The organism is Dietzia timorensis (assembly GCF_001659785.1).
Lineage (GTDB): Bacteria > Actinomycetota > Actinomycetes > Mycobacteriales > Mycobacteriaceae > Dietzia > Dietzia timorensis.
On sequence record NZ_CP015961.1, the window covers coordinates 3,317,698 to 3,344,303 of the forward strand.

Annotated in this window: 25 protein-coding genes; 9 read left to right on the forward strand and 16 right to left on the reverse strand. The window is 66.6% G+C overall.

Annotated elements, in window-relative coordinates; genetic code table 11:
- The first annotated feature begins 31 nt into the window (after window positions 1-31).
- Entirely contained in the window at window positions 32-1,672 is a 1,641-nt protein-coding gene (locus tag BJL86_RS15290) for an acyl-CoA synthetase (protein WP_067478632.1), read from the forward strand.
- A 2-nt stretch (window positions 1,673-1,674) separates the two neighbouring features.
- Window positions 1,675-2,784: an NAD(P)H-dependent flavin oxidoreductase gene (locus BJL86_RS15295; RefSeq protein ID WP_197487676.1), complete on the forward strand. Its 1,110-nt coding sequence runs from the start codon at window positions 1,675-1,677 to the stop codon at window positions 2,782-2,784.
- Window positions 2,785-3,032: 248 nt separating this feature from the next.
- Here BJL86_RS15295 and BJL86_RS17870 read toward each other — a convergent pair whose 3' ends face one another.
- The 7 genes from BJL86_RS17870 to BJL86_RS15330 form a co-directional block, all read right to left on the reverse strand.
- The gene (locus BJL86_RS17870) at window positions 3,033-3,197 is read right to left on the reverse strand and encodes a PIN-like domain-containing protein (RefSeq protein WP_197487675.1); all 165 of its coding nucleotides are present in this window, start codon (window positions 3,195-3,197) and stop codon (window positions 3,033-3,035) included.
- A gap of 11 nt (window positions 3,198-3,208) precedes the next feature.
- Window positions 3,209-3,934, reverse strand: coding sequence for a hypothetical protein (locus BJL86_RS15305; RefSeq protein ID WP_067478642.1), 726 nt, complete (start codon window positions 3,932-3,934; stop codon window positions 3,209-3,211).
- 138 nt (window positions 3,935-4,072) lie between these two features.
- Entirely contained in the window at window positions 4,073-5,197 is a 1,125-nt protein-coding gene (locus tag BJL86_RS15310) for an acyl-CoA dehydrogenase family protein (protein WP_075845087.1), read from the reverse strand.
- A gap of 14 nt (window positions 5,198-5,211) precedes the next feature.
- On the reverse strand, window positions 5,212-6,447 hold the full coding sequence (locus BJL86_RS15315; RefSeq protein ID WP_075845088.1) for an acyl-CoA dehydrogenase family protein: 1,236 nt from the start codon (window positions 6,445-6,447) through the stop codon (window positions 5,212-5,214).
- Window positions 6,444-7,670 (reverse strand): thiolase domain-containing protein, encoded by a 1,227-nt coding sequence (locus tag BJL86_RS15320; RefSeq protein ID WP_075845089.1) that lies wholly within the window; start codon window positions 7,668-7,670, stop codon window positions 6,444-6,446. The genes BJL86_RS15315 and BJL86_RS15320 overlap by 4 nt, the downstream gene beginning before the upstream one ends.
- A 3-nt stretch (window positions 7,671-7,673) precedes the next feature.
- Window positions 7,674-8,723: a lipid-transfer protein gene (locus BJL86_RS15325; RefSeq protein WP_075845090.1), complete on the reverse strand. Its 1,050-nt coding sequence runs from the start codon at window positions 8,721-8,723 to the stop codon at window positions 7,674-7,676.
- Between the two features lie 12 nt (window positions 8,724-8,735).
- A complete protein-coding gene (locus tag BJL86_RS15330; RefSeq protein WP_067476370.1) occupies window positions 8,736-9,737 on the reverse strand; it encodes a Zn-ribbon domain-containing OB-fold protein in 1,002 nt (333 codons plus the stop codon).
- Window positions 9,738-9,873: 136 nt separating this feature from the next.
- Here BJL86_RS15330 and BJL86_RS15335 point away from each other — a divergent pair, with 136 nt between their 5' ends.
- From BJL86_RS15335 to BJL86_RS15350, 4 genes are all read left to right on the forward strand, one after another.
- Entirely contained in the window at window positions 9,874-11,478 is a 1,605-nt protein-coding gene (locus BJL86_RS15335; RefSeq protein ID WP_082908620.1) for an acyl-CoA synthetase, read from the forward strand.
- 37 nt (window positions 11,479-11,515) lie between these two features.
- On the forward strand, window positions 11,516-13,300 hold the full coding sequence (locus tag BJL86_RS15340; protein ID WP_067476371.1) for an acyl-CoA dehydrogenase: 1,785 nt from the start codon (window positions 11,516-11,518) through the stop codon (window positions 13,298-13,300).
- 111 nt (window positions 13,301-13,411) lie between these two features.
- Window positions 13,412-13,861 (forward strand): Rrf2 family transcriptional regulator, encoded by a 450-nt coding sequence (locus BJL86_RS15345; RefSeq protein ID WP_075845091.1) that lies wholly within the window; start codon window positions 13,412-13,414, stop codon window positions 13,859-13,861.
- Between the two features lie 44 nt (window positions 13,862-13,905).
- Window positions 13,906-15,198 carry a globin domain-containing protein gene (locus tag BJL86_RS15350; protein ID WP_067476380.1) on the forward strand — a complete coding sequence of 431 codons (1,293 nt, stop codon included), beginning with the start codon at window positions 13,906-13,908 and terminating at the stop codon, window positions 15,196-15,198.
- Window positions 15,199-15,204: 6 nt separating this feature from the next.
- On the opposite strand, the gene BJL86_RS15355 is transcribed toward BJL86_RS15350, so the two are convergent.
- Together BJL86_RS15355 and BJL86_RS15360 are read right to left on the reverse strand one after the other, a co-directional pair.
- Entirely contained in the window at window positions 15,205-16,077 is an 873-nt protein-coding gene (locus tag BJL86_RS15355) for an SGNH/GDSL hydrolase family protein (protein ID WP_067476383.1), read from the reverse strand.
- A gap of 126 nt (window positions 16,078-16,203) precedes the next feature.
- Window positions 16,204-17,280 (reverse strand): glutathione S-transferase family protein, encoded by a 1,077-nt coding sequence (locus BJL86_RS15360; RefSeq protein ID WP_082908622.1) that lies wholly within the window; start codon window positions 17,278-17,280, stop codon window positions 16,204-16,206.
- Between the two features lie 112 nt (window positions 17,281-17,392).
- On the opposite strand from BJL86_RS15360, the gene BJL86_RS15365 reads away from it, so the two are divergent.
- Window positions 17,393-18,442, forward strand: coding sequence for a DUF2332 domain-containing protein (locus tag BJL86_RS15365; protein WP_067476388.1), 1,050 nt, complete (start codon window positions 17,393-17,395; stop codon window positions 18,440-18,442).
- Between the two features lie 19 nt (window positions 18,443-18,461).
- On the opposite strand, the gene bluB is transcribed toward BJL86_RS15365, so the two are convergent.
- The 4 genes from bluB to ectA all read right to left on the reverse strand — a co-directional run bounded on the left by bluB (window position 18,462) and on the right by ectA (window position 21,536).
- Window positions 18,462-19,112, reverse strand: a complete 651-nt coding sequence (bluB, locus tag BJL86_RS15370) for a 5,6-dimethylbenzimidazole synthase (protein ID WP_067476390.1) — start codon at window positions 19,110-19,112, stop codon at window positions 18,462-18,464.
- Between the two features lie 92 nt (window positions 19,113-19,204).
- Entirely contained in the window at window positions 19,205-19,606 is a 402-nt protein-coding gene (locus tag BJL86_RS15375; protein ID WP_067476395.1) for an ectoine synthase, read from the reverse strand.
- Window positions 19,607-19,689: 83 nt separating this feature from the next.
- Entirely contained in the window at window positions 19,690-21,003 is a 1,314-nt protein-coding gene (gene ectB / locus BJL86_RS15380; RefSeq protein WP_067476402.1) for a diaminobutyrate--2-oxoglutarate transaminase, read from the reverse strand.
- 110 nt (window positions 21,004-21,113) lie between these two features.
- Complete coding sequence (gene ectA / locus BJL86_RS15385; protein WP_231887259.1) at window positions 21,114-21,536, reverse strand: diaminobutyrate acetyltransferase; 423 nt, start codon at window positions 21,534-21,536, stop codon at window positions 21,114-21,116.
- A 577-nt stretch (window positions 21,537-22,113) separates the two neighbouring features.
- On the opposite strand from ectA, the gene BJL86_RS15390 reads away from it, so the two are divergent.
- Window positions 22,114-22,923 (forward strand): TetR/AcrR family transcriptional regulator, encoded by an 810-nt coding sequence (locus tag BJL86_RS15390; RefSeq protein WP_067476403.1) that lies wholly within the window; start codon window positions 22,114-22,116, stop codon window positions 22,921-22,923.
- Window positions 22,924-22,929: 6 nt separating this feature from the next.
- Here BJL86_RS15390 and BJL86_RS15395 read toward each other — a convergent pair whose 3' ends face one another.
- A complete protein-coding gene (locus BJL86_RS15395) occupies window positions 22,930-23,748 on the reverse strand; it encodes an inositol monophosphatase family protein (RefSeq protein ID WP_082908624.1) in 819 nt (272 codons plus the stop codon).
- Window positions 23,749-23,819: 71 nt separating this feature from the next.
- Here BJL86_RS15395 and BJL86_RS15400 point away from each other — a divergent pair, with 71 nt between their 5' ends.
- Window positions 23,820-24,935 (forward strand): LLM class flavin-dependent oxidoreductase, encoded by a 1,116-nt coding sequence (locus BJL86_RS15400; protein ID WP_082908625.1) that lies wholly within the window; start codon window positions 23,820-23,822, stop codon window positions 24,933-24,935.
- Here the strand turns inward: BJL86_RS15400 and BJL86_RS15405 are convergent.
- Both BJL86_RS15405 and BJL86_RS15410 read right to left on the reverse strand, forming a co-directional pair.
- Entirely contained in the window at window positions 24,932-25,288 is a 357-nt protein-coding gene (locus BJL86_RS15405) for a hypothetical protein (RefSeq protein WP_231887258.1), read from the reverse strand. The two genes, BJL86_RS15400 and BJL86_RS15405, sit on opposite strands and share 4 nt — an antisense overlap.
- Before the next feature lie 36 nt (window positions 25,289-25,324).
- Complete coding sequence (locus tag BJL86_RS15410) at window positions 25,325-26,212, reverse strand: HAD family hydrolase (RefSeq protein WP_197487621.1); 888 nt, start codon at window positions 26,210-26,212, stop codon at window positions 25,325-25,327.
- Window positions 26,213-26,606: the final 394 nt, after the last annotated feature.

The window sequence follows — 26,606 nt, forward strand, 5'->3', positions numbered from 1 at the left end:
GGGGAACGATAACACGTTCTAGGTTTCGGGTATGGCCTTCCACATCGCGGACCTCTTCGAGCACAGCGTCGACCTGGTATCCGAGCGGGTCGCGCTCGTCCAGGGCGAGCGGCAGCGCACGTACGCCGAGTTGGACCGGCGCGCGAACCAGCTGGCGCACCACCTCCACTCCGCCGGGGTCCGCCCCGGCGACAAGGTTGCCCTCTACAGCCGTAATACCATCGAGGCGATCGAGTCCATGCTCGCCATCTACAAGACGCGAGCGGTGATGGTGAACATCAACTACCGCTACGTCTCTTCCGAACTACGGCATTTGTTGAGCGACTCGGAGGCGAAGGTGGTCATCGCCGAGCGCCGCTACTCCGACGTCATAGCCGAGACATTGCCCGAGACCCCGGGCGTGGCGGAGGTGATCTTCGTCGCGGACGGGACCGATGCCCCGGTTATGACGTCGGAGGCCGGCGGCGTCAGGACTGCCGACTATGAGCAGGTCCTCGACACCCAATCGGCGGAACGCGATTTCGGCGAGCGCTCCGGCGACGACGTGTACATGCTGTACACGGGCGGGACGACGGGCGCACCCAAGGGCGTGATGTGGCGCCACGAAGACGTGTTCATGGTTCTCGGCGGGGGCATCGATTTCCTCACCCGCGAGGTCGTCGCCGACGAGTGGGAGCTCGCAAAGAAGGGCGCAGACTCGGGGCCGATCAACTCGCACGCGCTGCCGCCGCTCATCCACGGCGGCGCCCAGTGGGCGATCCTGCAGGCGCTGTTCGGCGGGCGGATGTCGATCATCGAGCCGGAATTCGACCCGCACACGGTGTGGGCGAACGTCACCCGGCACAAGATCAACCTCATGTTCATCACCGGCGATGCGATGGCGCGCCCACTCATCGACGCCTGGGATCCGGACGTCTACGACGCATCCTCGCTGCTCTATGTGGGTTCCTCGGCGGCGCTGTTCTCGCCCGCGGTCAAGGACCAATGGCTCGAGGCGTTCCCGAATCTGCTGCTCTCGGACAACATCGGTTCCTCGGAAACCGGGTTCTCGGGCCTGGAGAAGGTGGAAAAAGGCGCAGGCACTACCGGTGGTCCGCGGGTGATGATCGACGAAGAGACCAAGGTCATCGACGCCGAGGGCAATCCCGTCGAGCCCGGTTCGGGGCAGGTCGGCAAGATCGCCCGCACCGGGCACATCCCCCTCGGTTACTGGAACGACGAGGCCAAGACCGCGAAGACGTTCGTCACGCTCGGCGGGGTGCGCTACGCGATTCCCGGCGACGATGCCGTCGTCGAGGCCGACGGGACGGTGACGATGCTCGGGCGCGGCTCGGTGTCGATCAACACCGGCGGCGAGAAGGTGCACCCCGAAGAGGTCGAGGCCGCGCTCAAGGCGCACCCGGAAGTGTTCGACGCGCTCGTGATCGGCATCCCCGACGAGCGGATGGGCAACAAGGTCGCCGCGGTGGTCGCGATGCGTTCGGCGGATGCGGCGACGCTCGCCGAGATCAACGAGGTCGCGCGCGAGCGCATCGCCCGCTACAAGTGCCCGCGCTCCATCTGGGTCACCAGCGAGATCCGTCGCAGCCCCGCGGGCAAGCCGAACTACCAGTGGGCGGCCGAGCTCGCCGCCTCCCGCGAACCGGACGATTCCCAGGAGTTCTCGCGATGACCATCCGCACGCCCCTCACCGAGAAATTCGGCATCGACTACCCGGTCTTCGCCTTCACCCCGTCGAAGGCGGTCGCCGCGGCGGTGAGCCGCGCGGGCGGGCTCGGAGTGCTCGGAGCCGTCCGCTACAACGATGCCGGCGAGCTCGACGACGCGCTCACCTTTATGGACCAGAACACCGACGGCAAGCCGTACGGGGTCGACGTGGTGATGCCGAACAAGGTGCCCACCGAAGGCACCCCGGAAAACCTCGGTGAGCTCATCCCCGAGGCGCACCGCGCGTTCGTGTCCCGTGTCCTCGACGATCTCGGCGTCCCGCCGCTCGGGAACGACGCGGCCCACGATGCCGGCGTGCTCGGCTGGCTCCACTCGGTCGCCCAGTCGCACGTCGACGTCGCGCTGCGGCACAGGCCCGTGCTCATCGCGAACGCCCTGGGCTCTCCGCCGCCCGACGTCATCGCGCAGGCCCATGATGCGGGCGTCAAGATCGCCGCCCTGGCAGGGGCGGTGCGGCACGCGGTCTCGCATGTCGATGCCGGGGTCGACGTCGTCATCGCGCAGGGCGGCGAGGCGGGCGGGCACACCGGGGAGGTCGCGACGGTGGTGCTCGTGCCGGAGATCGTGCGCGCGCTCGGCGGCTCGGTGCCCGTCCTCGCCGCGGGCGGGATCGGGGACGGCACGCAGCTCGCGGCCGTCATCGGCATGGGTGCGCAGGGGGCGTGGATGGGTTCGCGCTGGCTCACCGCAACCGAATATTCCGATGACGGCGGAAGCCGCGCGATGCAGGCGGCGCTGGTCGAGGCGAGCTCGCAGGACACGGTGCGCACGCGCATCTATTCCGGCAAGCCGGCGCGGCTCCTCAAGTCGAAGTGGACGGACGCCTGGCAGGCCGACGACGCCCCCTCGCCGCTGCCGATGCCGCTGCAGAACCTGCTCGTGTCGGAGGCGCACCAGCGGATCGCGGCCGCTCAGGACCCCGCGGTGGTCGCGATGCCTGCAGGGCAGATCATCGGTTCGCTGGACGGGGTCGTGCCCGTGGCCGACACGATGGCGCAGATCGTGCGCGAGTACCGCGAGGCCGTCGGGCGGATGCGGGCGACGCTGGGCGACTAGAGGTAGCCTCGACTTTCATATGCCGACAGGTCGATTTCGCGAATCGACGACGTGGTTACTGCGAACAGTGCAGACCCCGGCTTGAGCGCTTCCGCGTGGATCCGCGACCTATGCGTGATGAAAGCTCGAGCCATCTCACGCGCGGTGAGATTCCTTGAGGTCAATACGAATGCACGGACCGAGCTGTCGATAAGGGCACCGACCTCAGCACTTCGATAACGAATCCTCTGGTCCTTCATGAGGACTGGTCACCCGTTCGCTCCAGCGAGCGTGAGCCACTCGACATCACTGACTGTTTCCTCTTTCGGCACACCGAAGACTTCAGCCAGCGTATGGAGTTCCCAGCCATCGTCACGCAGAAGCTGCGGCAACTGGACCCGCCCTAAGCTCCGGTCGAGGAAGAAGGGCGCCATTGGTGTCGCTCTTAGGCGGCCTGCACGTAGACGGCCAGAACGTCCTCAAGCTGGCTCCTCGGGATGCCGAATTCCGCGGCGACCACGTCCACGTCGCGCTCGGCGACAAAAAGCGAGAGCACGTCTTCCAGCCGCGCTCCCCCTCGTTCGAAAGTCGGCTGACCGAACGATCTCCGAACATCCGCAACCACCTCAGCAGATCGGAAACCGAGCAATGGAATCTGGTCGGCGAGACCGTCGCCACCGAATTCGATTCGATTGAGGTAGCTGCCCACGACGTCCGCCATCACTCGCTGGTTGTCTCGAACCACCGTGAGTCCTCGCAGGGCATCCCTTTCGTCCCCACCCGATTTCTCGCCGTAGTCGAAGAGCACTTCGGCGCCATCTGTAAATAGCCGCCGAGATGCGAGTGCATGGCGCATGCCTACCTCGCGATCCAAAATCGCCAAAGCTGGGCGAATCTTCTGCAACGGGACTCCGGTCGCTCGAATCGCGTATAGCGCATAGCCCTCCGCCAGACCGACGAACGGAATATTGGGGCCGTGTGCCGTTTCCCTGGCTACGGTCGTGACGACAGGCGCCGCAGTGATCGTTTTTCCGCCACGCTCGTATGCGTAGCCACGCGCCCAATTTCGATACGTCGACGCAGAAAGCCCCAAGAACCTGGACGCCTCGGCCTGCGAATACAGCGGGGCAGATCGCTTGTCGACGGCAGACGCCTGTTCCAGCACTGTCATGATCCAACCCCATTCGGTGTCCTCGTAATTTCGCGCGGACGACGCGCTCCGGGCCTCTAAAGATACTCCGTTTCGCGTTGCACAAAGTCTTGCACGGAAACCCGCGCGCGTGGGGTTGCTACCACTGCCGAACCGGTTTCACGCCCACGGATCGCCGTGCAGGGCGAGCGTCCGACCGAGGTCGGCGAGCTGCGCGGTCGCGCCGCCAAGCCGGAATTCCCCGGCCTTCGCCGCTAGGAAGTAGCGGTGCAGCGGCTCGGACCGGTCGAGCCCAGTCCCGCCGTGGACGTGTACCGCGCTGTGCGCGACGCGGTGGGCAGCTTCGCTCGCCCAGAAGTGAGCCGCCGCCACCGCGGCTCGCGCAGCCGGCCCCGGAACGCCTCCACATTTGTCGAGTTCGTCCGCCGCGCGCAGGGTCGAAAGACGCACTGCGTCGACGTCGATGAGTCCGTCCGCGAGCCGCCCGGACACTCCCTGGAACGTGCCGATCGGCCGCCCGAACTGGTTCCGCTCGGAGGCATATCGCGCGGTCCGCTCCAGTGCCGCATCGAGCACTCCCCATTGGTACGCGGCCAGGTGCACGCGCCGCCGTAGCGACTCGAGTTCCGCCGCCTCCCCGGACACGTCCAGCCTCTCCGCAGCTGCTGCCGCCTCCGCCGAGATTGTCACGCGCCCGGCGCACGAGAAATCAACTGGCACGAGCCGCTCAACCTGCACCCCGCCGGCGGGAAGGCGATACACGCGCAGGCCACCTGGTACCGAATCGCACAGGAGGTCCGCCGCCGGCGCCCACGACACCGAATGGAGTATGACGTCGGAGCCCGACTCCCCCTCGCCGTGCTCGACCTCGACGCCCGTTAGAATGTCCGGCACGGCGGCGATGAGCTCCCCCGTTGCAACGGACCGGGCGAGTGCGGGGTTTCCCGCCGCGGCCAGCGCGTGCGCGGCGGCGACGGCCGAGTCCAACGGAACCGGGGCGAGCGCCCGCCCGAGCTCAAAAAATACGTACGCGGCGGCAGTCACGCCGAGCCCGTCGCCGCCGGCCGCCTCGGGCCCCAGCGCGAGCGGCACCCCGGCGTCAACAAGCCCGGACCACAATTGCTCGTTCAGCCGCGAGTTCGCGCGCTGCGCGCCCGCGGATTCGGCCCCGGGGCCGAACCTCGCGTCGAGCTCGGCGAGAGTGTCCTCCCCGCCGCGCGCGGCACAGAGGTCGCGCACGAGGTCCGTCAGTTCGCGCACATCGCCTGTCGGTCGAAAGTCCATGGTCGCCCGCCTCTCTACTTCTGTCGCGCCGGTGCCACGCGGGGCGCGGGTGGCAGGCCGAGCCCGGCCATTGCGATGATGTCGCGCTGCACCTCGTTGGTGCCGCCGCCGAAGGTGAGGATCAGGGCGGAGCGGTGCAGCCGTTCGATGCGCCCGCCGAGAACGGCGGCCGGCGATCCCGCACGCTGATATCCGGCCGGACCGAGTACCTCCATGAGCAACCGGTAGGCCTCGCACGCCGCCTCGGTGCCGAACACCTTGGTCGCCGACGCCGTGACGCGGCCCACGCCCGAGTCATCGTCGGCGAAGACGATCTCGAGGTTCCGCAGCGCGAGATACTCGGCCATCGCGTGCACGCGGGCGAGATGGGTCTGCACCCACGGCTGCTCGGCGACCGTTCCACTGCCGCCGATGCCGACCTCGGCGCACGTCGTCGAGGTCGCCCAGTCGAGCACCTGGCGCAGGGAGGCCTGCAACGCGCCGGCGGTGGTGAGCGAGACGCGCTCGTGGTTGAGCTGGTTCGTGATGAGCGCCCAGCCGCCGTTCTCCTCGCCGATGAGGTTCGACGCGGGGACCTCGACATCGTCGTAGAACGTGGCCGAGGTGTCGGGGCCGGCCATCGTGCGCACCGGGGTCCACGAGAATCCGGGAGCGTTCGTCGGTACGGCGATGAGCGAGATCCCCTTGTGCCGAGGCGCGTCGGGATCGGTCCGCACGGCGAGCCACACCCAGTCCGCATACGCGATCAAGGAGGTCCACATTTTCTGACCCGAGATGCGATATACGGCTTCTCCGACGTCATTCGTGGTTTTTACCGCACGCGTTCGTAGTGCCGCGAGGTCCGTGCCGGCGCCGGGTTCGGAGTAGCCGATGGCGAAGTGGAGTTCGCCGCGGGCGATGCGCGGGAGGAAGTAGTCCTTTTGCGCGTCCGTGCCGAAGGCCATGATCGTCGGGGCGACCGAGTTGACGGTGAGGAACGGGACGGGCACGCCGGCGATGGCGGCCTCGTCGGCGAAGATGAGCTGGTCGGCCAGCGGTCGGTCCTGCCCGCCGAACTTCTCCGGCCAACCGAGCGCGAGGAGCCCGGCGCGGCCGAGCTCGGCGACGACGTCGCGGTAGGCGCTGCCGTGGCCGTACTCGCCGGTGGTGGCGGCGAAAGCCTCGCGGCGCTCCGGTGTCATGAGTTCGGCGAAGAATTCGCGCAGCTCGCGCCTGAACTCGGGTGCCGTGGTGGAGAATTCGCCGGTCATAGCGCCTGGTCCTGAGTCTCCCGGAGAGAGGCTACGGCCTCGTTGGGCTCGGCTCCCACCACCCACATCGAGAAGTATTGGCTCGCCCCGCCGTAGGCATGACCGAACGCGCGGCGGGCACCGGCGATCTGGTGCTCGTCCGCGCGTCCCATCACCTGGCGTGCCGCCTCGGCGAAGCGCAGCATCCCGGAGGCGCCGATGGGGTTCGAGCTGAGCACGCCCCCGGAGGGGTTGACGGGGAGATCGCCGTCGGGCGCGGTCGCCCCCTCGGCGACGAGCTTCCACCCATCGCCCGCGTCGCAGAATCCGAGGTTCTCGAGCCACATCGGCTCGAACCACGAGAACGGCACGTAGATTTCGGCGACGTCGATCTCCGCGCGCGGGTCGTCGATCCCCGCCTCTGCCCACAGCGCGGCGGCCGCGTCGCGCCCCGCGCGCGGGCTGCGGTGGTTGCGACCGGAGTAGGTGCCCGCCTCGGTGCGCATCGAGGTCGCGTGGATCCAGGCGACGCCCCTGCCGGCGCTCTCGGCCTCGCGCGCGGCGACGGAGTCTCCGATGACGATTGCCGAGGCCCCGTCGGAGGACGGGCAGGTCTCGTCGTAGCGGATCGGGTCCCACAGCATTTTCCCCGCCATCACCTGCTCGACGGTGATGTCCGGCTGGTGCAGGTGCGCGTGCGGGTTGCGGGCGCCCGCCCTGCGATCCTTGACCACGACCTTCGCTCCCGTGTCGAGCGGGGCACCGGAGGTCTCGATGTAGGAGCGCACGTGCGGGGCGAAGTGGCCGCCTGCGCCGGCGCCGACCGGCGCGGCGAAGGGAACGGGCAGGCTCAGCGCCCACATAGCGTTCGACTCGGACTGCTTCTCCCACGAGACCGCAAGCACACGCCGGAAGCGGCCGGACTGCACGTGCGCCGTCGCAGCGATCGCGGTGGACCCGCCGACCGAACCGGCGGTGTGTACGCGCAGCAGCGGCTTGCCGGCGGCGCCGAGGGCGTCGGCCATCATGAGCTCCGGCATCATCACGCCCTCGAACAGGTCGGGGGCCTTGCCGATGATGATCGCGTCGATGTCGTCCCACCCCGCGCGCGCGTCGGCCATCGCCGCGTCGATCGCCTCGCGGCACAGCCCCGCCATCGAGACGTCGAGGCGACGGGAGGTGTGGTGGGTCTGCCCGGTCCCGAGGACAGCGGCCTCCACCGGCGGCCTGTTCGCTGGGTTCATGATCTACCCACGCCCTTCCAGAAGTGCGACGAGATTGTGTTGGAGGAGGGGGCCGGCGCTCGCGTGGCCGAGAGTACGGCGGGCTCCGCCGTCATAAATGGCTTTCGCGGCGTAGCCGATGCGCTCCAAGCCGGCGGAGAACATCGGGTCCGCGGCGAGCGAGCCACCGGATGGCGTGATTCGGACGTTGTCGCCGAGGCCGAGCTCGCGGCGCACGATGATCTCCTGGTGGCTGTACGGCGTATGCAGCTCGGCGAGGTCGATGGGGCCGAGCTCGGCGCCGCCGGTGGCCTGGCGGGCCGCCTCTCGCACGCTCGGGCTGGCGGTGAGGTCGCGGGCACCGAGCTCCGCCGAGTCGATCGCCTGCCCGAGCCCCGCTATCCAGGCGGGTGTCGTGCGGATTTCCTTCGCGCGGTCGCCTGCCGCGAGAATGACGGCGCACGCACCGTCGGTCACCGGCGGGCAGTCGAATGCGGTGAGCGGATCCGCCTCCGCCCGTGCCGCTGCCACCTCGGCGAGTTCTATCCCGTGGGTGCGTGCAGCGATTCGCGCGAGGTCGTCCGTGCTCCACATGCCCGCATCGAGTCCCGCGCGCGCCTGTAGCGCTGCAAGCTGGTGTCGCCCCGGCCCGAGCGGGGACTGAGTGTAGGGATCGAGCTGTGCGGCCATCGTCGCATCGAGATCGGCGGAGGCCGAGGCCTTGCCGAAACCATAAACGAGGGCGGTATCGGCATGGCCGGACAGGATGGTCAGCCACGCCTCGAACAGCGCCCAGGCGGCGTCGCCCTCGACATGGGATTCCTGGATCGACGGCGTCGCGCCGATCGCCTCGATCGCGGAGATGAAGGAAAAGGCACGCCCCGCGAGGTAATCCGAGGACCCCGAACACCAGAAATCGATCTCCCTGCGGTCCAAGCCGGACTGCTCGTAACACTCGGCGAAGACGGGCGCGAGCATCTCCACGCCATTCGTCGTTCCCGGGCTCGCCTCTGAGTGGGCGGCGTGGGCGAAGGCGACGATCGCGACGTCGCGGGCCGGCGTTGTGGTGGTCATATTCTCGGCCCCTTACAAGTGCTTCTCGAACGAGCCGCGCGGTGCGTCGGGCTCGCCGGTCGGTTCGAAATGGGAGATCGACGCCATCGAGTGGACGCGCTCGGATTCGGGGACCCAGTGCGCGCGTACGCGCATCCCCATGCGGACTTCGTTCGCCGGTATGCCGAGGACAAGGTGCTGGATGGGTAGGTCCGATCCGTCGAGGAGGATGTACGCCGTCACATAGGGAGGCGTGATCTTCTGCCCGGCGAACGCGGCGTTGACGATGCCGAAGGTCGTGACCACCCCGGTGTCGGCGACCTCGACGAACTCGCCCATCGGCACGCCGTCGGACGGGCACCAGTCGCGCGGCGGTACGTACACCTCCGGCCCGTTGGACCTGCGGCGGCCGATGATCTTCCCCGCCGCCAATCCGCGTAGGAATGTGCGCTCGGCGAACCCGGCGGTGTGGGTGACGTCCAGTTCGACCGGGGTGACCAGGCGGTCGGAATCGTCGAGGCCGCCACGGTAGTCGGCGAGTCCGGGCGACATTTGGCTACCGGCAGGCACGAAGTAGAGGTCGCGGATCGAGCCGCGGGGCTCGGGTATCCAGCGCGCTTCGACCCGCATCCCGGTCGAGATGTCCGCGGCGGACTCGGCGGCGATGACGTGGAGCATCGCGGTGTCCGCACCTCGCGGACGGATCAGTGCCAGCGCGTGCGGGCTGGCTAGCGCCGCCGACGCACCCGGCTCGGAAACCCACGTCCACGAGACCACCTCGCCCTCCTCGGCGACGTCGACGATGTCGCTCGCGGACAGCGCCTCATGGGTGGTGGGATCGAACTCGACCGGCGGGACGTGGACCCGGCCGGAGTTGTCGCGGATTCCGCGGAGGGTGCGCTCGCGCAACCCGGCGAAGAACGCCCCGAGGATCGGGCCGGTGGAACGGGTGTAGTCGAATGACGGGTGCAGGGGCGCGCTCAGCGCCTCGCCTTCGGGCGCCTCGATCTGGACCGCAATGCTGTCGGTAGCCATGATGTGAAGTGAAACACACACGCCCCGCCGCCGCCCGGCGATTCCGCACAGCCGTACAGACAACTGTCCACCGGTGTATGGATAGAGAAGACGCGGCGATCTCGCCGCCGCATCAACGGCACGTGAGGACTTCCCAATGACCAAGCCACCAACGGTTCCCGCGAGCGCCGGAGTGGAGAACCCCGCGACGGGCACGCATGTTACCAGCGCTTTCGCGATCGCCGAGGCCGATCCGGACCGTCCGGCGATCGTCGATTCCCGCGGGCGGACCAGCACGTATTCGAACCTCGTCTCCGCCGCACACCGGTTCGCGAACGGGCTGCAGGATCTCGGCGTGGGCCGCGGCGACGCCATCGTGATCCTCGCGCCCAACTGCCTCGAATTCGTCGAGTTGTACTTCGCCGCGCTCGAGATCGGCGTCTACGTCGCGCCGGCCAACTGGCACCTCACCGGGCCCGAGGTCGCCTACATCCTCGACAATTCCGAGGCTAAGGCGTTCTTCGCAGCGGAACGGTTCGCGGGCGTCGCCGATGCCGCCCGGAGGGAGTCCGGGATCGCCTCCGAACGCTGCTTCGCTATCGGTGACGTCGCCGGTTTCCGTCCCCTCGGCGAGCTCTCCGCCGGCCACAACGGCGACGAGCTCCCACGCGAGCGCACCCTCGGCGGACCGATGCTCTACACCTCCGGCACGACAGGAAAGCCGAAAGGAGTGCGCCGCCCACTCACGGGTGCATCCCCGGATCAGGTCAGCGTTCCGAACTACTTCTTCTTCGCCGGCTTCGGCATCGCCGAGCCGGACAACGTCCATCTGTGCGGCTCGCCGATGTACCACACCGCGGTACTCAACTTCGTCGTCATCTCGCTGCAGCTCGGCCAGCTCGTCGTACTCATGGACAAGTGGTCCGCCGAGGAGATGCTGAGGCTCATCGACGCCCACCGCGTCACCCATTCGCACATGGTTCCCACCCAGTTCGCGCGGCTGCTCGAGCTCGAAGAATCGGTGCGCGCATCTTACGATGTTTCGTCGCTGCGCAACGTCATCCACGGCGCCGCACCATGCCCACTACATGTGAAGAGGGCGATGCTCGAATGGTGGGGCCCGGTGATCACCGAGTACTACGCCGGCACCGAGGGTGGCGGTTGCACGATCACCGGAGCCGAGTGGCTGCGCAAGCCGGGAAGCGTAGGCCGTCCCTGGTCCACCACCACATTGCAGATTCTGGATGACGACGGGGCCCCTGTGCCCACCGGCGAGATCGGCAATGTCTACATGCAGATGCACGGCTCGTCGTTCAGCTATCACAAGGCGCCGGAGAAAACCGCCGGTTCCTACGTGGGATCGATGTTCACGATGGGCGATCTTGGCTATGTCGATTCCGATGGCTACCTGTTCCTGTGCGACCGGAAGAACGACATGATCATCTCCGGCGGGGTCAACATCTATCCCGCCGAGATCGAGTCCGAGCTCACCGCGTTGCCGCAGGTTCGCGATGCTGCGGTGTTCGGTATCCCGCACCCGGACTGGGGAGAGGAGGTCAAGGCGGTCGTCGAACCGGCCAACACTCTCGACGCGAGCGACCCGGATGCCGTGGCCGCCCTCGAGGAAGCCATCCTCGGCAGCCTCGCGGCCAGGGTCGCGAAGTTCAAACTCCCACGGTCTATCGACTTCGTCGATGCTCTACCCCGGCAGGACAACGGGAAGCTCGTCAAGCGCGTGCTCAAGGATCCGTACTGGTCCTAGCGAGCCGAATGTGCGCCGGCTCACCTAGTGTGGGTTCATGGACGCACCGATTCTTTCCCAGGCCGATATCGACTTCCTCCTCCACGACTGGTTGAAGGTCGAGGAACTGACGAAGCGGGAGAAATTCGCCGACCATTCACGGGAGACGTTCGACGCGATGTTGGAGGTGTCGCGTTCCATCGCCGAGACCCATTTCCGACCGCACTATCGCAAGAGCGATACCCACGAACCGACGTTCGACGGGCACACGGTGTCGATCATCGACGAGGTCGCACCGGCGCTCGAGTCGTTCGCCGACACCGGCCTGCTCGCCGCGGCTTTCGGCGAGGAGCACGGCGGCATCAATCTGCCGTTCGTCGTGCACCGCGCCTGCTTCGCGTGGCTGCAGGCGGCGAACATCTCCACCGCCGCGTATCCGATGCTCACCATGGGCAATGCGAACCTGATCCTCGCCCATGGCACACCGGAGCAGATCGCGACATATGTAGAGCCCGAGCTCGAAGGTCGCTTCTTCGGCACGATGTGCCTGTCCGAACCGCACGCGGGCTCGTCCCTCGCGGACGTGAAGACCAGGGCGGTCCCCGATTCCGCCGGCGCCTATCGCCTCTCGGGGCAGAAGATGTGGATCTCCGGGGGCGAACACGAGCTGTCGGAGAACATCGTCCACCTCGTCCTCGCTCGCGCCGAGGGATCGCCGGCGGGAGTCAAGGGGCTCTCGCTGTTCATCGTTCCCAAGTACCTGGTTGGCGCGGACGGCTCGCTGGGCGAGCACAACGACGTCACCCTTTCCGGTCTGAACCACAAGATGGGTTACCGCGGCACGACGAACACGCTGCTCAACTTCGGCGAGGGCACGCATACCCCGGGCGGCAAGGCCGGCGCCGTCGGGTATCTCGTCGGCGAGGTCAACCGCGGCCTGCAGTACATGTTCCACATGATGAACGAGGCGCGCGTAGGTGTCGGCGCGGGTGCGGCGGCGCTGGGAATGACGGGCTACCTGCAGTCGCTCGACTACGCGCGGGTCCGCCCCCAGGGACGCCCGGTCGGGGCGAAGGATCCGGAAGCGCCACAGGTGATGCTCACCGAGCACGCGGACGTGCGGCGGATGCTGCTCGCACAGAAGGCCTATGCCGAGGGGGCGATGGCGCTGTGCCTGTACGCGGCGAAGCTCGTCGACGAAGCCGACACCGCCGGTGGCGCTGATGCCGCGAACGCCGCGCTCCTCCTCGACGTGCTCACCCCGATCGTCAAGAGCTGGCCGTCGCAATACGGCCCGATCGCCAACGATCTTGCGATCCAGGTGCTCGGCGGGTCCGGCTACACCCGCGACTATGACGTCGAGCAGTTCTATCGCGATAACCGTCTCAATCCGATCCACGAAGGAACCCACGGCATCCAGGCCCAGGACCTGATCGGCCGGAAGGTGATCATGTCCGGCGGGTCCGGTCTGGCGCTGCTTGCCGACACGATCGGGGACGCGATCGCCGCGGCCGGCGAGGAGTTCGCCGACTTCGCCGCTTCCCTGCAAGCGCGGCTCGACCGGCTCGTCGAGGTGACGGCGAACGTGTGGTCCACCGCCGACCCCGAGACAGCGCTCGCCAATGCAACCCCGTACCTCGAGGCAGCCGGGCACATCGTCGTCGCCTGGATCTGGCTCGACACCGCCCGAGCAGCCGCAGAGTCCGGTTCTTCCCTTGCTCCCGGAAAGAAGGCAGCTGCCGAGTACTTCTTCACCTACGAACTCCCCCGCGTCGACGCGATGCTCGACCTCGTCGACGGGCGCTCGAAGTTTCTGGTGGACCTCGACCCGGCGGTGCTCTAGGGAGCGCGACGGCGGACGCTCGGTGAGCGCAATCACCGCCGCACAATCCGTCTTTAACCTCACAGCTCGAAGGTGTTTAACCGCAGGTCCGGCTCTGTTAGCTTCGAAATTGTGCAGCTAACGACCACCTCACTTCTCGCGCTTCGGGCGCTGGTTCTCCTGGCCCGATTCCGCAGGAGTGGGCAAAGGGCGACGGCGGCATCGCTCGCCGTCGAACTCGGCACCTCGTCGTCACAAGTGGCGAAGGTATTGTCGACGTTCGTCGACGAGGGGCTCATCGACGCCCACAGGGGCCGCGGGGGCGGTCTCGAGATTTCCGAGGCCGGACTTTCGACCACCGCGGACACCGTGATGACGCTCGCCGAGGGCGAGCGACCCCACGAGGGGCAAACCGGTAACCCGGACGCGCTGATGATCGGCCGTCTACCCGAGGCACTCGAGGCAGCCAGGAAGGCGTACCTCGACGCGTTGTCGGGGTACACGCTCGCCGACCTGGCGGCGACGCCTCCCGGCGACCTCGGGTTGCGCGGTGTCCCCACGATCGGTTCGCAGCTGCGCTGACCGCGCCACAAGGCGACTTTTCTCATTCACGAGGGGTTCCAACCATGAGTGTGTCCACTGAACAGGTCTCCACCCGCCTAAACGATCACCGCGATCTACTCTCGTCGCCGCGGCAACTCTCGGAAACCGACCGGAAGATCATTTCCGAGACGCTTCCCGTCATCGGGGCGCACATCAACGACATCACCCCGGTGTTCTACTCGAAGCTGTTCGACAATCACCCGGAGCTCATCCGCGACCTGTTCAATCGCGGCAATCAGAAGCAAGGAGCACAGCAGCGGGCACTCGCCGCCTCGATCGCCACCTTCGCTTCCCACCTCGTCGAGGGGAAGTCCCCGGTCGACCTCCTGTCCCGAATCGGACACAAACACGCTAGCCTCGGCATCCGCGAGGACCAGTATCAGGTCGTCCACGACAATCTCTTCGCCGCGATCGTCGAGGTGCTCGGCGACGCAATCACCCCGGAGATCGCCGCCGCGTGGGACGAGGTGTACTGGATCCTCGCAGAGACTCTCATCGGTTTCGAGCGAGCACTCTACTCAGACGCTGGCGTCGAGCCCGGCGAGGTGTTCCGCACCGCCCGCGTCGTCGGGCGCGAGGACGTCACCGACGACGTGGCCGTGTTCACGCTGCGCGCCGCCGACGGTTCCGCACTTCCCGCGTCGCGACCGGGACAATACATCACGGTCGGGGCGCGGCTGGACGACGGCGCACGCCAGTTGCGGCAGTACTCGCTCATGGGGGCACCGGGCGAGGACGATGGCGGGACGTGGCGTATCGGCGTGCGCCGCGTCGACGAGGGCAGCACTCCCGCAGGTGAGGTGTCCACCTGGCTGCACCGCAACCTCGCGGTTGACTCGGAGGTGGAGGTGACGTTGCCGTTCGGCGACCTCACCCTCGCCCACGCAGGGCTCACCGAGGACAATCTCGGGGTTCCGGTCGTGCTGTGCTCTGCCGGAATCGGGATCACGCCGATGCTCGGCCTGCTCAGCGAGCTCGAGGCCACCCAGTTCAGCCGGCCCGTGACCGTCCTGCACGCCGACCGCTCTCCGCACGAGCACGTCCTCCGTTCCGAGGTCTCGGGCGCAGCGGAATCGCTCAGTGATTCGGTCGTTCATTCCTGGTACGAGTCCGGCGCCGACACCGCAGACGGTCCGGGCGAGATCCATACGGGACTGATGAACCTCGGCGAGGTCGATATCCCGGCGGGCGCGCACGTCTTCCTCTGTGGCGGCACCGGGTTCCTCGAGGCGCAGCGCTCTGCACTAGCCGCGCTCGGGGTAACAGAAGATCGCGTCCACGCCGAGCTCTTCGCGCCGAACGACTGGCTCGTCTAGTCGCCTCTACAGATGTGCGAGAATTTGGCTCGCCATGGCCTGCTGCCCGTAGGCGTTCGGGTGCAGCGGCACCGGGTGGTCGGTGAGGAGGATCGGCTCGACCATCCGGGCTCCCGGAGGCTTACACGGATCGTGCCCCTCCGAGGCCGCGGACATGTCGATGAATTCCGCGCCGGTCTCCTCTGCCGCGCGGGCGGCCGCGCCGTTGAGCTCGCTTTGGAGACGGCGGAAGTAGGGCATGTCCGACGCGAGTACCGGCATCTGCGGCAGGCACTCGCCTTGCGCAGGAACGAGCCACGGGTACCCGACGATCAGCACGCGCGCGGCGGGCGCCTTCTCTCGGATCGAGGTGAGCACCTGCTTGACGGCGGGGTAAGTGACCTCTCGAACGGTGGTGATGGGCGCCTCGCCAATGCGGTGAGTGCACGGCGCGTCGATGATCGGCAGCTGGAACGTCGCCTTGATGCAGTTTTCGACGGTGCCGCCGAAGACGTCGCTGTCGTTCCCGCCGATCATCACCGTCACGAGCTCTGCGTCGGCGGTGAGGGCGTCGAGTTGGGGCGGCGTCCATTCCTTCTGCCGCTCGTACATGTCCTTAGTTTTCGCCCCGCCACAGCTGACGTCGGTGAGCTCATACCCCTTGGCCTCGGCGACGATGTGTGCGTAATTGTTGACCGTCTGGCCGCAGTCCTCGGCCGAACCCGGGGCGATCGGCGCGAGGCCGCCGACGGCGGCGTAACTGTCGCCGAGGGCGATGTACCGAGCGCCTTCGGGAGGAGGGGCAGCGGTGGCCGCGCTCGCCGTGCCGATTCCGACCGCCAGCGCGGCCACGATGGCGCCCACTCGACGGGTTACCTGTCCGAATACTGTTGCAGCCATGCCGTTCGCCTTCTCACGTCTCTAGCCCGGCTATATAGAACTGACTGTAATTAAAGTTCTCTGCCGGCGAGGCGGGAATGACGAAGAAACGAATGCGGCCGCAACAGGGGAGTCGCGCGTCCGACGTCAGCGTGCGGGGAGGCCGACCTCTGCGCTGTGCTCGCGCGGCACCTCTTCGCCGGTGGGAACCGGGCCCGGTGCGGTGCCATCGCCGAACGGCGTGCCGCCCAACTCTTCGCGCCCGTGCGGGGTGAGCAGCCCGGACAGGTCCGGGCCCTTGGGGATGACGCCGCGCGGGTTGATCTCGTGGTGGACGATGTAATAGTGCTGCTTGATCTGCGTGAAGTCGGTAGTGTCGCCGAATCCCGGCGTCTGGAACAGATCGCGCAGGTATCCCCACAACGCCGGCATCTCGCTGATCTTGTTGCGGTTGGCCTTGAAATGTCCGTGGTAGACAGCGTCGAAGCGGACGAGCGTGGTGAAGGTGCGGATGTCCGCGGCGGTGATGTGGTCGCCGACGAGATAGCGCCTCGTACTCAGTCGCTCCTCGAGCCAGTCGAGCGTGGCGAAGACGTCGTCGAAGGCCTCCTCGTGCGGGCCCTGATCTGCGGCGAAGCCGGTCCGGTACACGCCGTTGTTGAGCTTCGGGTAGACGCGCGCGTCGATCTCGGCGATCTCGTCGGCGTGCTCGTCGGGCAGCAGGTCCGGGGCGCCGGGGCGGTGGAGCTTCGTCCATTCCTTGACGAAGTCGGTGTTCATCTTGGAAAAACCGTTGGTCACTACGGAAGTAGTGGCGACATCGACGAGGGCGGGCACCGTGATGCCGCGCGGGTAATCGGGGATCCGGTTGAAGTACGCCTGCTGGAGGCGCTCGATGCCGAGCACGGGGTCGACCCCGCCCGGGTCGAGATCGAAGGTCCACGAGTTCTTGTCGTGGGTTGGGCCCGCGAGCGCGAGAGAGATCGAATCCTCGAGCCCGAGGAGACGGCGGGTAATCACCGAGCGGTGCGCCCAGGGACAGGCGCGCGCGGCAGCCAGGCGGTAGCGCCCCGCCTCGACCGGCCACGTCATTTCCCCGATCACATCACCTTGCGGCGCGCTTCCCGGCTCGAGCGATGAGACGACGCGGTCGTTGATATAGGTGGTATCGCGAACGAATGCACCGGTCGTGGGTAGGTTTGCGGGCTTGAGGTCGTCCGACATCGATCCTCCTGACATTCGGCGGGGTCACCGCCAACGTTTGTTGATATATCACCAATATAGGTGCTTCGCGGACAAATCACCAGAGCCCGCAACCACGTGGAAGAATGCGGCCATGGACTCCGCTCATGTCACCGACGTCGCGTCCCGCTACGCCAATTTCGGACAGTACGAGGTCCGTGGGCGTAACCCCGTCTATTCTGCCTGGACCGAGGGCGTTGCCGAGGACCCGGAGATCAGCGCGCTCATCACCGAGCTTCCGCCACTGCGCCGTCAACCCGTGTTGCTCTTCGCCGCCGCCCGATTCGCGGGCGCGGCCGAAACCACCAAGTACGACGAGTTCCGCACATTCCTCCTCGGCAACTGGGAGCGGATCGCCGAGATCGCGATGACCCATTCGACGCAGACCAACGAGGCCAAGCGCACCGCGTGCCTGCTCCCGTTCTTCTCCGCCGCGGCCGCGTCCTCGGCCCGCGCGGGAACGGTCTCGCTCATCGAGGCTGGCGCGTCGGCGGGGCTGTGCCTCTACCCCGACCGCTACAACTTCCGCTTTCACACCGAGGGCTCCGACCTAGTGACCGAGCTATCGGCGACGCCGCACGACTCCGACGCACCCGCGCCGGTGCTCGACTGCGATATGCGTGGGATGATCGCGCCGCCTCGCGCGCTTCCCGTGGTGCTCTGGCGCGGCGGGGTCGACCTCAACCCGCTGGACCCGGCCGATCCGGACAATCGCGCATGGCTCAAGACACTCATCTGGCCCGGCCAGACCGAACGCGCCGAGCGACTCGCTCTCGCGCTCGACATCGCCGCCGCCGAGCCGGCTCATATCCTCGCCGGCGATCTCGTCGAGCGCACAGGCGAGGCCGTCGCCGCGGCACGCGAGGCGGCACCGGATACGACGCCCGTGGTTTTCCATACCGCGGTGCTCGCCTATCTCGAACCCGGCGACCGGGAGAAATTCGCGGGCACGATGCGCGAGCTCTCCCGCGATTATGGCGCCGTGTGGATCGCCAACGAAGGGGTGACGATCCTCCCCAAGGTCGCCGAAAAGGTGCCACCGGCGGTGCGCAAGAACAAGGGTGTCTTCGTCATTTCGGTCAACGAAACACCGCTCGCGACGACGCACGGCCACGGCGACTGGGTTCGCTCGCTCGAGCCCTGATCACTGCGCGAATCCCACGTCATCGCACGAAGCGGCGCGTGGCGGGGTCGGTACGCCCCTGCCACCGGGCCCGTTCGAGCTCGGGCACGTCGTCGGAGCGCTCGGGGTAGCCCACGCAGAGGTAGCCGACCAGCGCCCATTCCTCCGGCACGTCGAGACTCGCGCTCAGTCGCTCTGGGTCGATAATCGAGATCCAGCCGACCCCGATCCCGCGCGCCCGGGCGGCCAGCCAGAACGTGCCGATCGCCATCGCGGCCGAGTACTCGAGCGTCTCCGGCATCGTCGCGCGGCCGAGCCCATGTCCCTGCTCCGGATTGCGGTAACAGAACACGGCGAGCTGGATCGGCGCCGCGTCGAGCCCGGCGAGCTTGAGCCCGGCATAGTGCTTCGCCCGCTCGCCGCTGTACCCGGAAAGCGCCGCCGCATTGGCCTCCTGGAAATTCTCCCGCACCTCGGCCCGGATCTCGGGCGAACGCACCTCCACCCATCGCCACGGCTGGCTGTTGCCCACCGAGGGCGCGAGCTCGGCGGCGGCGAAGATCTCCTCGACAACCGCCGGGTCCGGAGCGTCGCGTCGAAACCTGCGCACGTCCCGGCGCCACGCGAACAGCCGGTCGAGCTCCCTCGCGAACCCCGGGGAGAACGTCCCCTGATCTCGTCGATCGGCCACTCCCGCTCCCCTCTACATGAGAAAAGGGTGGTTGCCCCAGCCACACAGGGCCGGGGCAACCACCCCTCGCAGCGCCGAAGCGCTAGGCGTTCTTACTCGTCGTCGAGCGTGACGAGCGGGTACACGCCGTTCTCGTCGTGCACCTCGCGGCCGGTAACCGGCGGGTTGAACACGCACATCATGCGCATCTGCTCCTCGCAAACGACCTGGTGCTTCTCGTTCCCGTCGAGCAGGTACATCGAGCCTGCGGCGAGCGGGTACTCCTTGTTATTGTCGAGGTCGATGAGCTTGCCCTTGCCCTCGAACAGCCACACGGCTTCGATGTGGTTGGCGTAGTGGAACTCGTTGGTCGTTCCCGCCGGGATCGTGGTCTCGTGGAAGCTGAAGCCCACGCGATCGTCGGCGAGCACGATGCGCTTGGAGCGCCACGTGTTGTCCTCGTTCGAGACGTCGCGATCGGTGCCGGTGATTTCCTCGGTGGTACGTACGATCATCGCTGGGTTCTCCTTCTCAAAATCTGTCTATCGGAAGTTATGACGTCGGAGGTGGCGCATTCGCACCGCCTCCGCAATCGAAACTACTTGCTCAACAGCTCGTCGATGACCTCGGCGCAGATCTTCGAGCCCTCTTCAAGCTCGTCGCGGGTGATGACCAGCGGAGCGAGGAACTTGATGACCTCGTCGTTCGGTCCCGCGGTCTCGACGAGCAGCTTGCGGTTGAAGCACTCGGCGAGCGCCTCTTCGGCGAGCTCTGGGCGCTTGAGGAAAGCGATACCAAAGGCCATTCCGCGGCCACGGAGCTCGAGCTCCTCGGGGTGCTTCTCGACGAGCTTGCCGAAGAACTCGCGCAGCCACTTGCCGTTCTCCAGGGTGTGGTTCTGGAGCTTGTCGTCGGACCAGTACTTCTCGATCGCCACGGCGGCGGTGGCGAACGCGAGGTTGTTGCCACGGAAGGTGCCGTTGTGCTCTCCGGCAGCCCACACGTCGAGGTCCTTGCGGAACAGGGTGACCGCCAGCGGCAGGCCGTAGCCACCGATGGACTTCGACAGGGTGACGATGTCCGGCTTGATGCCAGCGAACTCGAAGGAGAAGAACTCGCCGGTACGGCCGCAGCCCATCTGCACATCATCGATGATGAGCAGGATGTCCTGGCGCTTACACAGCTCGGAGAGAGCCTTGAGCCACTCCGCGCGGGCGGCGTTGATGCCGCCCTCGCCCTGCACGCACTCGACGATGACGGCAGCCGGGCGGTTGATGCCCGAGCCCGAGTCCTCGAGCACTCGCTCCATCCACTGGAAGTCCTCGGTGATGCCGCCGAAGTAATTGTCGTACGGCATCGGCGTGGCGTGGACCAGGGGGATACCGGCGCCGGCGCGCTTCATGGAGTTACCGGTCACCGACAGCGAACCGAGCGTCATGCCGTGGAACGAGTTGGTGAAGTTGAGGATCGCCTCGCGGCCGGTGACCTTACGGGCGAGCTTCAACGCGGACTCGACGGCGTTGGTGCCCGTCGGGCCGGGGAACATGACCTTGTAGTCCAGGCCGCGCGGCTCGAGGATCTTGTCGCTGAACGACTGCAGGAAACGACGCTTGGCGACGGTGAACTTATCGAGCGAGTGCGTAATGCCATCGCGCTCGATGTGCTCGAGGAGCGCGGCCTTCATGTCATCGTCGTTGTGGCCGTAGTTGAGCGCGCCGGCACCGCCGAAGAAGTCGAGGTACTGCTCGCCACTCTCGGTCGTGATGCGCACGCCCTTGGCGGTGTCGAAGACCTCGGGCCAGTTCCGCGAGTAGGACCGGACCTCGGACTCGCGCTCGCCGAAAATGGCGACATCGGAATGGTCCGGGACCGCTGCGATGTCTTCGGGCGTTTCGGTGTTGTTCTCGGTCATTACCATCACTCCTGTGTGAGGATTCTTTGTTTCCGCGTCGCGACCTGCGCCGAGAGCGGAAGTGGTCGTACTTCGAATTAAACGTGGCGCCTCCGGCGCCGAAATCTCATCTAGACGATCGAGTAAAGGTCTTCAGGCTCGTGTCCCTCGCCGAGATCTGCGGCCTGGAGGTAGTCCTCACGGACGAGCTCCTTACCGCGGTCCCTCGCCACGGAAGCGAAGAGCTTCTGGGAGGCCTCGTTATCGGGGCTGATCGTCGTGCGCAATCGCACGACCTGGGAATCGAGGCGGTCGAGAATATCGTGGAGCATGCGCGCCGCGAGCTTCTTCCCGCGCTGGTCGGCATCGACGCCGACCTGCCACACGAAAATCGTGTCGGGCTCGGAGGGGCGGATGAAGCCGGTCACGAAACCGACTACCTTTCCTTCCACCTCGGCCACCACGGAGGTTCCGGCGAATTCCTTCGCCCACAGCGTGTAGGCGTAGGTCGAGTTCTCGTCGAGCACTCCGGTGTCCCGAGTGATCTCCCACATCCGTATGCCGTCAGCGACTTCGGGCTGACGGAACACGGTGCCATCGTGTGTTTCACCTCCGCCAGAGGCGGGGTTCGAATCGGATCCTGGTCCCTCTGTAAAGGTATTCATTTCCTCATCAACGTTATGCGACAGATTTCCTCATGCCAGCCGAGGGGGTACGCGGCAACGTGCAAAGCCGTTGAACCTACAGGTCACTCCCTCGGTGTGACGTTGCGCACTCGGTACGGGATCCCTCCCTTGCGCGAACACAACGTCCCGAACCCCATTGAGTGTAGTTCAATAGCACACGGTGGGACGTGCACAGATTCCACCAGGCGGAGTCTCGCGGCCCCGCGGCCCCGACTCGCCGCGCATCTCGATGGAGCGCGCCGCATGCCGAAGAGAGTGAATTCTTGCAGAACAGTACGGTCACTTCTGCCCGATCCGGAATTGAAAACAGCTAGCATTCAGATAAAGAGAAGTTTTCTTGCCACCGGAGTCGGCGGAACGGCATTTCCCCGACTTCGGAGCAAGATCACCGCCGTTGCGCGCCCGCGACAGCAGTGGTCTTCGTTCGATTCATGGGGAGCCAGATATGACAGATTCACCGGGTGCGGACTCGGGGCAGGACGCTTCATCTGATTCGACCGGGAAGAAGACCTCTCGCGTCTACGGGGGAAAAACCTCGGAGGAGCGTCAGAGCGAGCGCTATCAGGCGCTCCTCGATGCAGCTTTCGACATCGTCGGGGGCGAGGGCTACGCGGCGGCCACCGTCCGCGCGATCTGTAAGCGGGCGAGCCTGTCCGAGCGCTATTTCTATGAGAGCTTCGATTCGCGGGAGACTATCCTCAACGCGCTCTATGACACCATCGTTCACGAGGCGCGCACCCGGGTTCTCGACGCGATCTCGGCTGTCACCGTCGACGATCTCGAGGCGGCCAAGCGCTCCCCCGGAAGCATCCACCCGATCATCCTCGCCGGCACCCGCGCCTACAGCGAGTTCTTCACCGAGAAGCCCTACAGGGCGAATGTCGTCGTCATCGACGCGACGTCGGTGCCGGCCAACCGAGAGGGCCTCAGCGTCGGGTCGAGCTACTCTTTCAGCGATCTCATCAGCGAGCTGCTCTCCTCGCTGCTCGGTTACGAACATCCGCTGGCCAAGGTGTGCGGAATCGGCATGGTCGGCTACTTCTCGCGCGTGCTCAGCTGGTGGTTCATCGAGGGCCACGAGCAGGACGCCCAGTATCTGGCCGAATCCACCGCGATCGTCTTCCAGGGCATGCTCGACAGGATGGCGCAGGAAAAGCCGGACGGAGTAGAGGTTCCCGATCCGCAGCTCATAGCAGCCAAGATCGGCTCCGACCGTAAGCGCGGCATGCCGCTCAATCCGGTGGAGGGCGACTGATCCGAGTTATTCCCGCAGCGCCGCCCACGCTTGCCGAGCGAGTTCGGGCGTAGCTGCGGCGACCACAGTGCCACCCGCGAGCGGGCTCGTCCCGTCGGGACCCTCGATCACACCCCCGGCGCCTTCGATAATCGGGATGAGCGCGACGATATCGTGCGCGCCCAGCTGAGATTCGACGACGAGATCCACCCGGCCCTCCGCGAGCTGGCAGTAGGCATAGCAGTCCCCACCGAAGCGCTGCAGCCGCACCGAATCGCCGAGCCGCCCGAAGTTCCACTCGCCGCTGTCGAACATAGACGGGTGCGTCGAATAGCAGACCGCCTCGCCCAGCTCTTCACATGTAGACACAGCGAGCTTCTCGCGCTCGGGCACGCCGAAGTCGACGACGAGTCCGCGGCGAATCACCTCGGCCGAACCATCGAACCCGATATATGTCTCCCCGAGCACGGGCTGGTCCATGATGCCAGCGACGGCCCGCCCGTCCTCGACCGCGCCGATCAGCGTCCCCCAGCCGGTCATCCCGCTGAAGAATGCCTTCGTCCCGTCGATGGGATCGACGAACCACGAGCGTGCCGCGTCGGCGCGGCCGCTCTCGCCCTCCTCTTCGCCGACGATCCGGTCGCCTGGCCACCGCCGTTCGATCCCCTCGCGCAGTACTGCCTCGATCTCCCTGTCGGCGAGGGTCACCGGATCGAAACCGGCCTCGCCGCCCTTGTCCTCGGTGCCGAGCGCACCCGGGCGGGCGTAGAAGTACCCGATGGCGATCTCCCTCGTCCGCCCGAGCAGCTCGAGGACGGCGGAAAGGTGCGGATTCGCGCTGGTCATCGACGTTCCCTTCTTCGTGTCCGGCCCCTTTCAGGGCCAGGTCCCGACCTCAAGAGTGTAAACCGGTACTTATGACGTCGGAGACCACCAACCCCCAGACCCCAGCAGATACACCGGATCCGGACGGGGGCTCGGCGGCTCCCTCGCCCCTCGGAGACTATGCCCAGGCGGCGAAGCGCGCGCGGAACGGGGTGCCGTTGTCGGTGCTGGATCTCGTCGGGGTGTCCGAGGACGGGCGGCATGCGCTGTCCGCGTCGATGGAGGCCGCCGCGGCCGCCGAGCGGGCCGGATACTTTCGCTACTGGTTCGCTGAGCACCACAACACCGAGGGAGTGGCGAGCTCGGCGACCTCGATCATCATCGCGATGGCAGCGCGCGCCACATCGACGATCCGAGTGGGTTCGGGCGGCATCATGCTCCCGAACCACGCGCCGCTGCAGGTCGCCGAGGATTTCGGCACGGTCGCGCAGATCGAGCCGGGCCGCATCGATCTCGGCCTCGGCCGCGCCCCCGGCACCGATCAGATGACCTCGCAGCTGATCAACCATTTCTCGCCCGAGCCAAAGCTCTTCGCGCAGGCGATCTACGACATGCAGGGCTGGTTCTCCGGGCGCGGCACCGGCCACTCGACGCCGGTCCGCTCGGTCGCCTCCGCAGGAACCGATGTGCCGATCTGGGTGCTCGGGTCCACCGTCAACGGCGCCTCCATCGCGGGCCAGCTCGGCCTCCCCTTCTCCGTGGCCAGCCACTTCCAGCCCGAGGGTTTCGAGGAGGCGATCAAGACCTACCGCGACACCTTTTCCACTGAGTCGCCGACGGCGCGGATCGATGCACCGCACGTGATGGTCGCCGTCAACGTGCTCGCCGCGGAGAACTCGGAGGAGGCATGGCGCCAGTTCACCACTACCCAGCGCATGTTCCTGGGGATCCGCCGCGGCCGCCAGACCAAGCTCGCCAAGCCGCTGCCAGATATCTCCGACGTCGCCACTCCGATGGAGGTCGCGATGCTCGATTCGGTGCTGCGCGTGCGCGCGGTGGGCACCCCGGACGAGGTCGTCGCCTCGCTTGACGAGATCGCCGAGCGCACGGGAGCGGACGAGATCATCACCACGACCTACGCGCACGATCCGGCGGTGCGCATCCGTTCGATGGAGCTGCTCGCCGAGCGCTGGAACTCCCCGAGCTAATTGAGCAGCATGTAGGTCGAGACCACGAAGATCACGAGCGCGGCGACGCCCAGACCGAGGCCGATGTTGGATCGCTGCATGTTCGGCGGGACCGTGACCGGCGTGTTCGGAACGCGGGTGAGCCCGGCGAACACGATCGCGATCAGCCCGGCGACCATGCCGATGATGTTGAGCAGCGGCATCCAGCTCAGCACGATCGCGATCACCCCGAAGATCAGCGCCTTGGTGCCGAGATCCATCTCCTTCTGGCCGCCCGCGCGCTTCCTACGCGCCGATCGATCCCAGCGCGAATCGTCACCGTCCCCGTCGGGCAGGGGCGAGCGATAGCGGGGTCCGAATCCGAAGAGTGCCACGCCTTCACCGTATCCAATCGCCGCAGCAGTAGCCGCTCACCTGCGCGCGAGCCGCGGCCCGAGCACGTGCTCGAGGACCTGCGCCACCCCGTCCAGATCATGTCGCGGCGCCACGTAACGAGACCGCTGGATGACGTCGGTGTGTCCGTTCGCCATGGCGACCGAGGCCTCGGCGTAGTCCATCATCTCGAGGTCGTTGAGATAGTCGCCGAACACCATGGTCTCGTCCCTTCGCACCCCGAGCGCCGCCTGCAGGCGCTCGAGCGCGACTCCCTTGTTCACGTTCGGCGGCATCACGTCCACCCAGTGGTGTCCGGAAACCACGACGTCGGCAAGCGAATCGATACCGGCGGCGCGGAGCGCGGGTGCCACGGAATCCTCCGCCTCGCCGAAGGTGAAGATGGCGACCTTGACCGGTTCGCCCGGGATGTCGTGGAGATCGGCGACGGTGGTGAGCGCGTGGTAGTAGCGGCGCGCCTCGCGGAGGAAGTCTTCGTCTTCGCGCTCGGTGTACGCCATCTGGGGTGTGCACACGACCGCACCACAGCCGCGGCGCTCGCCGCCCTCGGGGGTACCGCTGCCGAGGTCGCGGACCACGTCGACAACGCTATCGGCGACTCCGCCCGGCAGGGGTTCGATCGCTATCTCGACGCCGTCGCGCATGACGACGGTGCCGTTCTCCGCGATGACGGTGAGACCGTCGTGGATATCGGCGAAAAGGTCCGCCAGGGTCGCGTACTGGCGACCGCTGGCGGGCACGAAAACGATCCCTGCCGAGCGCATAGCGCGAATCATCTCCCAGGTCCGGAGCGAAATCCGGCCATCGGCACCGAGGAGGGTGCCGTCCATATCGCAGACGACAAGGCGAATGGCCGAGCCATCGGGAAGGAGATCGGCAGGGGTGGGTCCGGGCAGCGCCGTCACGAAGAGTCCTTATCTCGCCGCGAGCGCCGCCCCGGACTTACTTACGGGGTTGCGCCGCGGTCGATCGAAGCGGTGAGCGGGTCGATGGAACCTGCGAGCGGAAGCCGAATGGCATCGAAGATCGCGTTCCAGGCTTCGGTGATCATATCTAGAGGCATCGTTAACGTCACTCTTCCTATAGTCGCCAGTGTCGAGACACAATCCTCCGGACACTTTTATGTGGTGTCCGACACGGAAAGTGCACTGCCACGATCAGTATATCGGGCGGCGGCTCCTAACCATTACGTTCTTTTCTCGCAGGCGCAAGGTTATTTTGTGCACATGAGGGGCCGAGTTTGTACAGAGCGCCTTATCGCTCCTGCACAACACGGTCGGAACGTCCCAGATTCGCTCA

Bases quoted from the DNA above. Each gene is read 5' to 3' on its own strand.
- BJL86_RS15290 (WP_067478632.1), top strand. From the start codon at position 32: ATGGCCTTCCACATCGCGGACCTCTTCGAGCACAGCGTCGACCTGGTA.
- BJL86_RS17870 (WP_197487675.1), bottom strand. From the start codon at position 3,197: ATGGCGCCCTTCTTCCTCGACCGGAGCTTAGGGCGGGTCCAGTTGCCG.
- BJL86_RS15305 (WP_067478642.1), bottom strand. From the start codon at position 3,934: ATGACAGTGCTGGAACAGGCGTCTGCCGTCGACAAGCGATCTGCCCCG.
- BJL86_RS15310 (WP_075845087.1), bottom strand. From the start codon at position 5,197: ATGGACTTTCGACCGACAGGCGATGTGCGCGAACTGACGGACCTCGTG.
- BJL86_RS15315 (WP_075845088.1), bottom strand. From the start codon at position 6,447: ATGACCGGCGAATTCTCCACCACGGCACCCGAGTTCAGGCGCGAGCTG.
- BJL86_RS15320 (WP_075845089.1), bottom strand. From the start codon at position 7,670: ATGAACCCAGCGAACAGGCCGCCGGTGGAGGCCGCTGTCCTCGGGACC.
- BJL86_RS15325 (WP_075845090.1), bottom strand. From the start codon at position 8,723: ATGACCACCACAACGCCGGCCCGCGACGTCGCGATCGTCGCCTTCGCC.
- BJL86_RS15330 (WP_067476370.1), bottom strand. From the start codon at position 9,737: ATGGCTACCGACAGCATTGCGGTCCAGATCGAGGCGCCCGAAGGCGAG.
- BJL86_RS15335 (WP_082908620.1), top strand. From the start codon at position 9,874: ATGACCAAGCCACCAACGGTTCCCGCGAGCGCCGGAGTGGAGAACCCC.
- BJL86_RS15340 (WP_067476371.1), top strand. From the start codon at position 11,516: ATGGACGCACCGATTCTTTCCCAGGCCGATATCGACTTCCTCCTCCAC.
- BJL86_RS15350 (WP_067476380.1), top strand. From the start codon at position 13,906: ATGAGTGTGTCCACTGAACAGGTCTCCACCCGCCTAAACGATCACCGC.
- BJL86_RS15355 (WP_067476383.1), bottom strand. From the start codon at position 16,077: ATGGCTGCAACAGTATTCGGACAGGTAACCCGTCGAGTGGGCGCCATC.
- BJL86_RS15360 (WP_082908622.1), bottom strand. From the start codon at position 17,280: ATGTCGGACGACCTCAAGCCCGCAAACCTACCCACGACCGGTGCATTC.
- BJL86_RS15365 (WP_067476388.1), top strand. From the start codon at position 17,393: ATGGACTCCGCTCATGTCACCGACGTCGCGTCCCGCTACGCCAATTTC.
- BJL86_RS15375 (WP_067476395.1), bottom strand. From the start codon at position 19,606: ATGATCGTACGTACCACCGAGGAAATCACCGGCACCGATCGCGACGTC.
- ectB (WP_067476402.1), bottom strand. From the start codon at position 21,003: ATGACCGAGAACAACACCGAAACGCCCGAAGACATCGCAGCGGTCCCG.
- ectA (WP_231887259.1), bottom strand. From the start codon at position 21,536: ATGTGGGAGATCACTCGGGACACCGGAGTGCTCGACGAGAACTCGACC.
- BJL86_RS15390 (WP_067476403.1), top strand. From the start codon at position 22,114: ATGACAGATTCACCGGGTGCGGACTCGGGGCAGGACGCTTCATCTGAT.
- BJL86_RS15395 (WP_082908624.1), bottom strand. From the start codon at position 23,748: ATGACCAGCGCGAATCCGCACCTTTCCGCCGTCCTCGAGCTGCTCGGG.
- BJL86_RS15400 (WP_082908625.1), top strand. From the start codon at position 23,820: ATGACGTCGGAGACCACCAACCCCCAGACCCCAGCAGATACACCGGAT.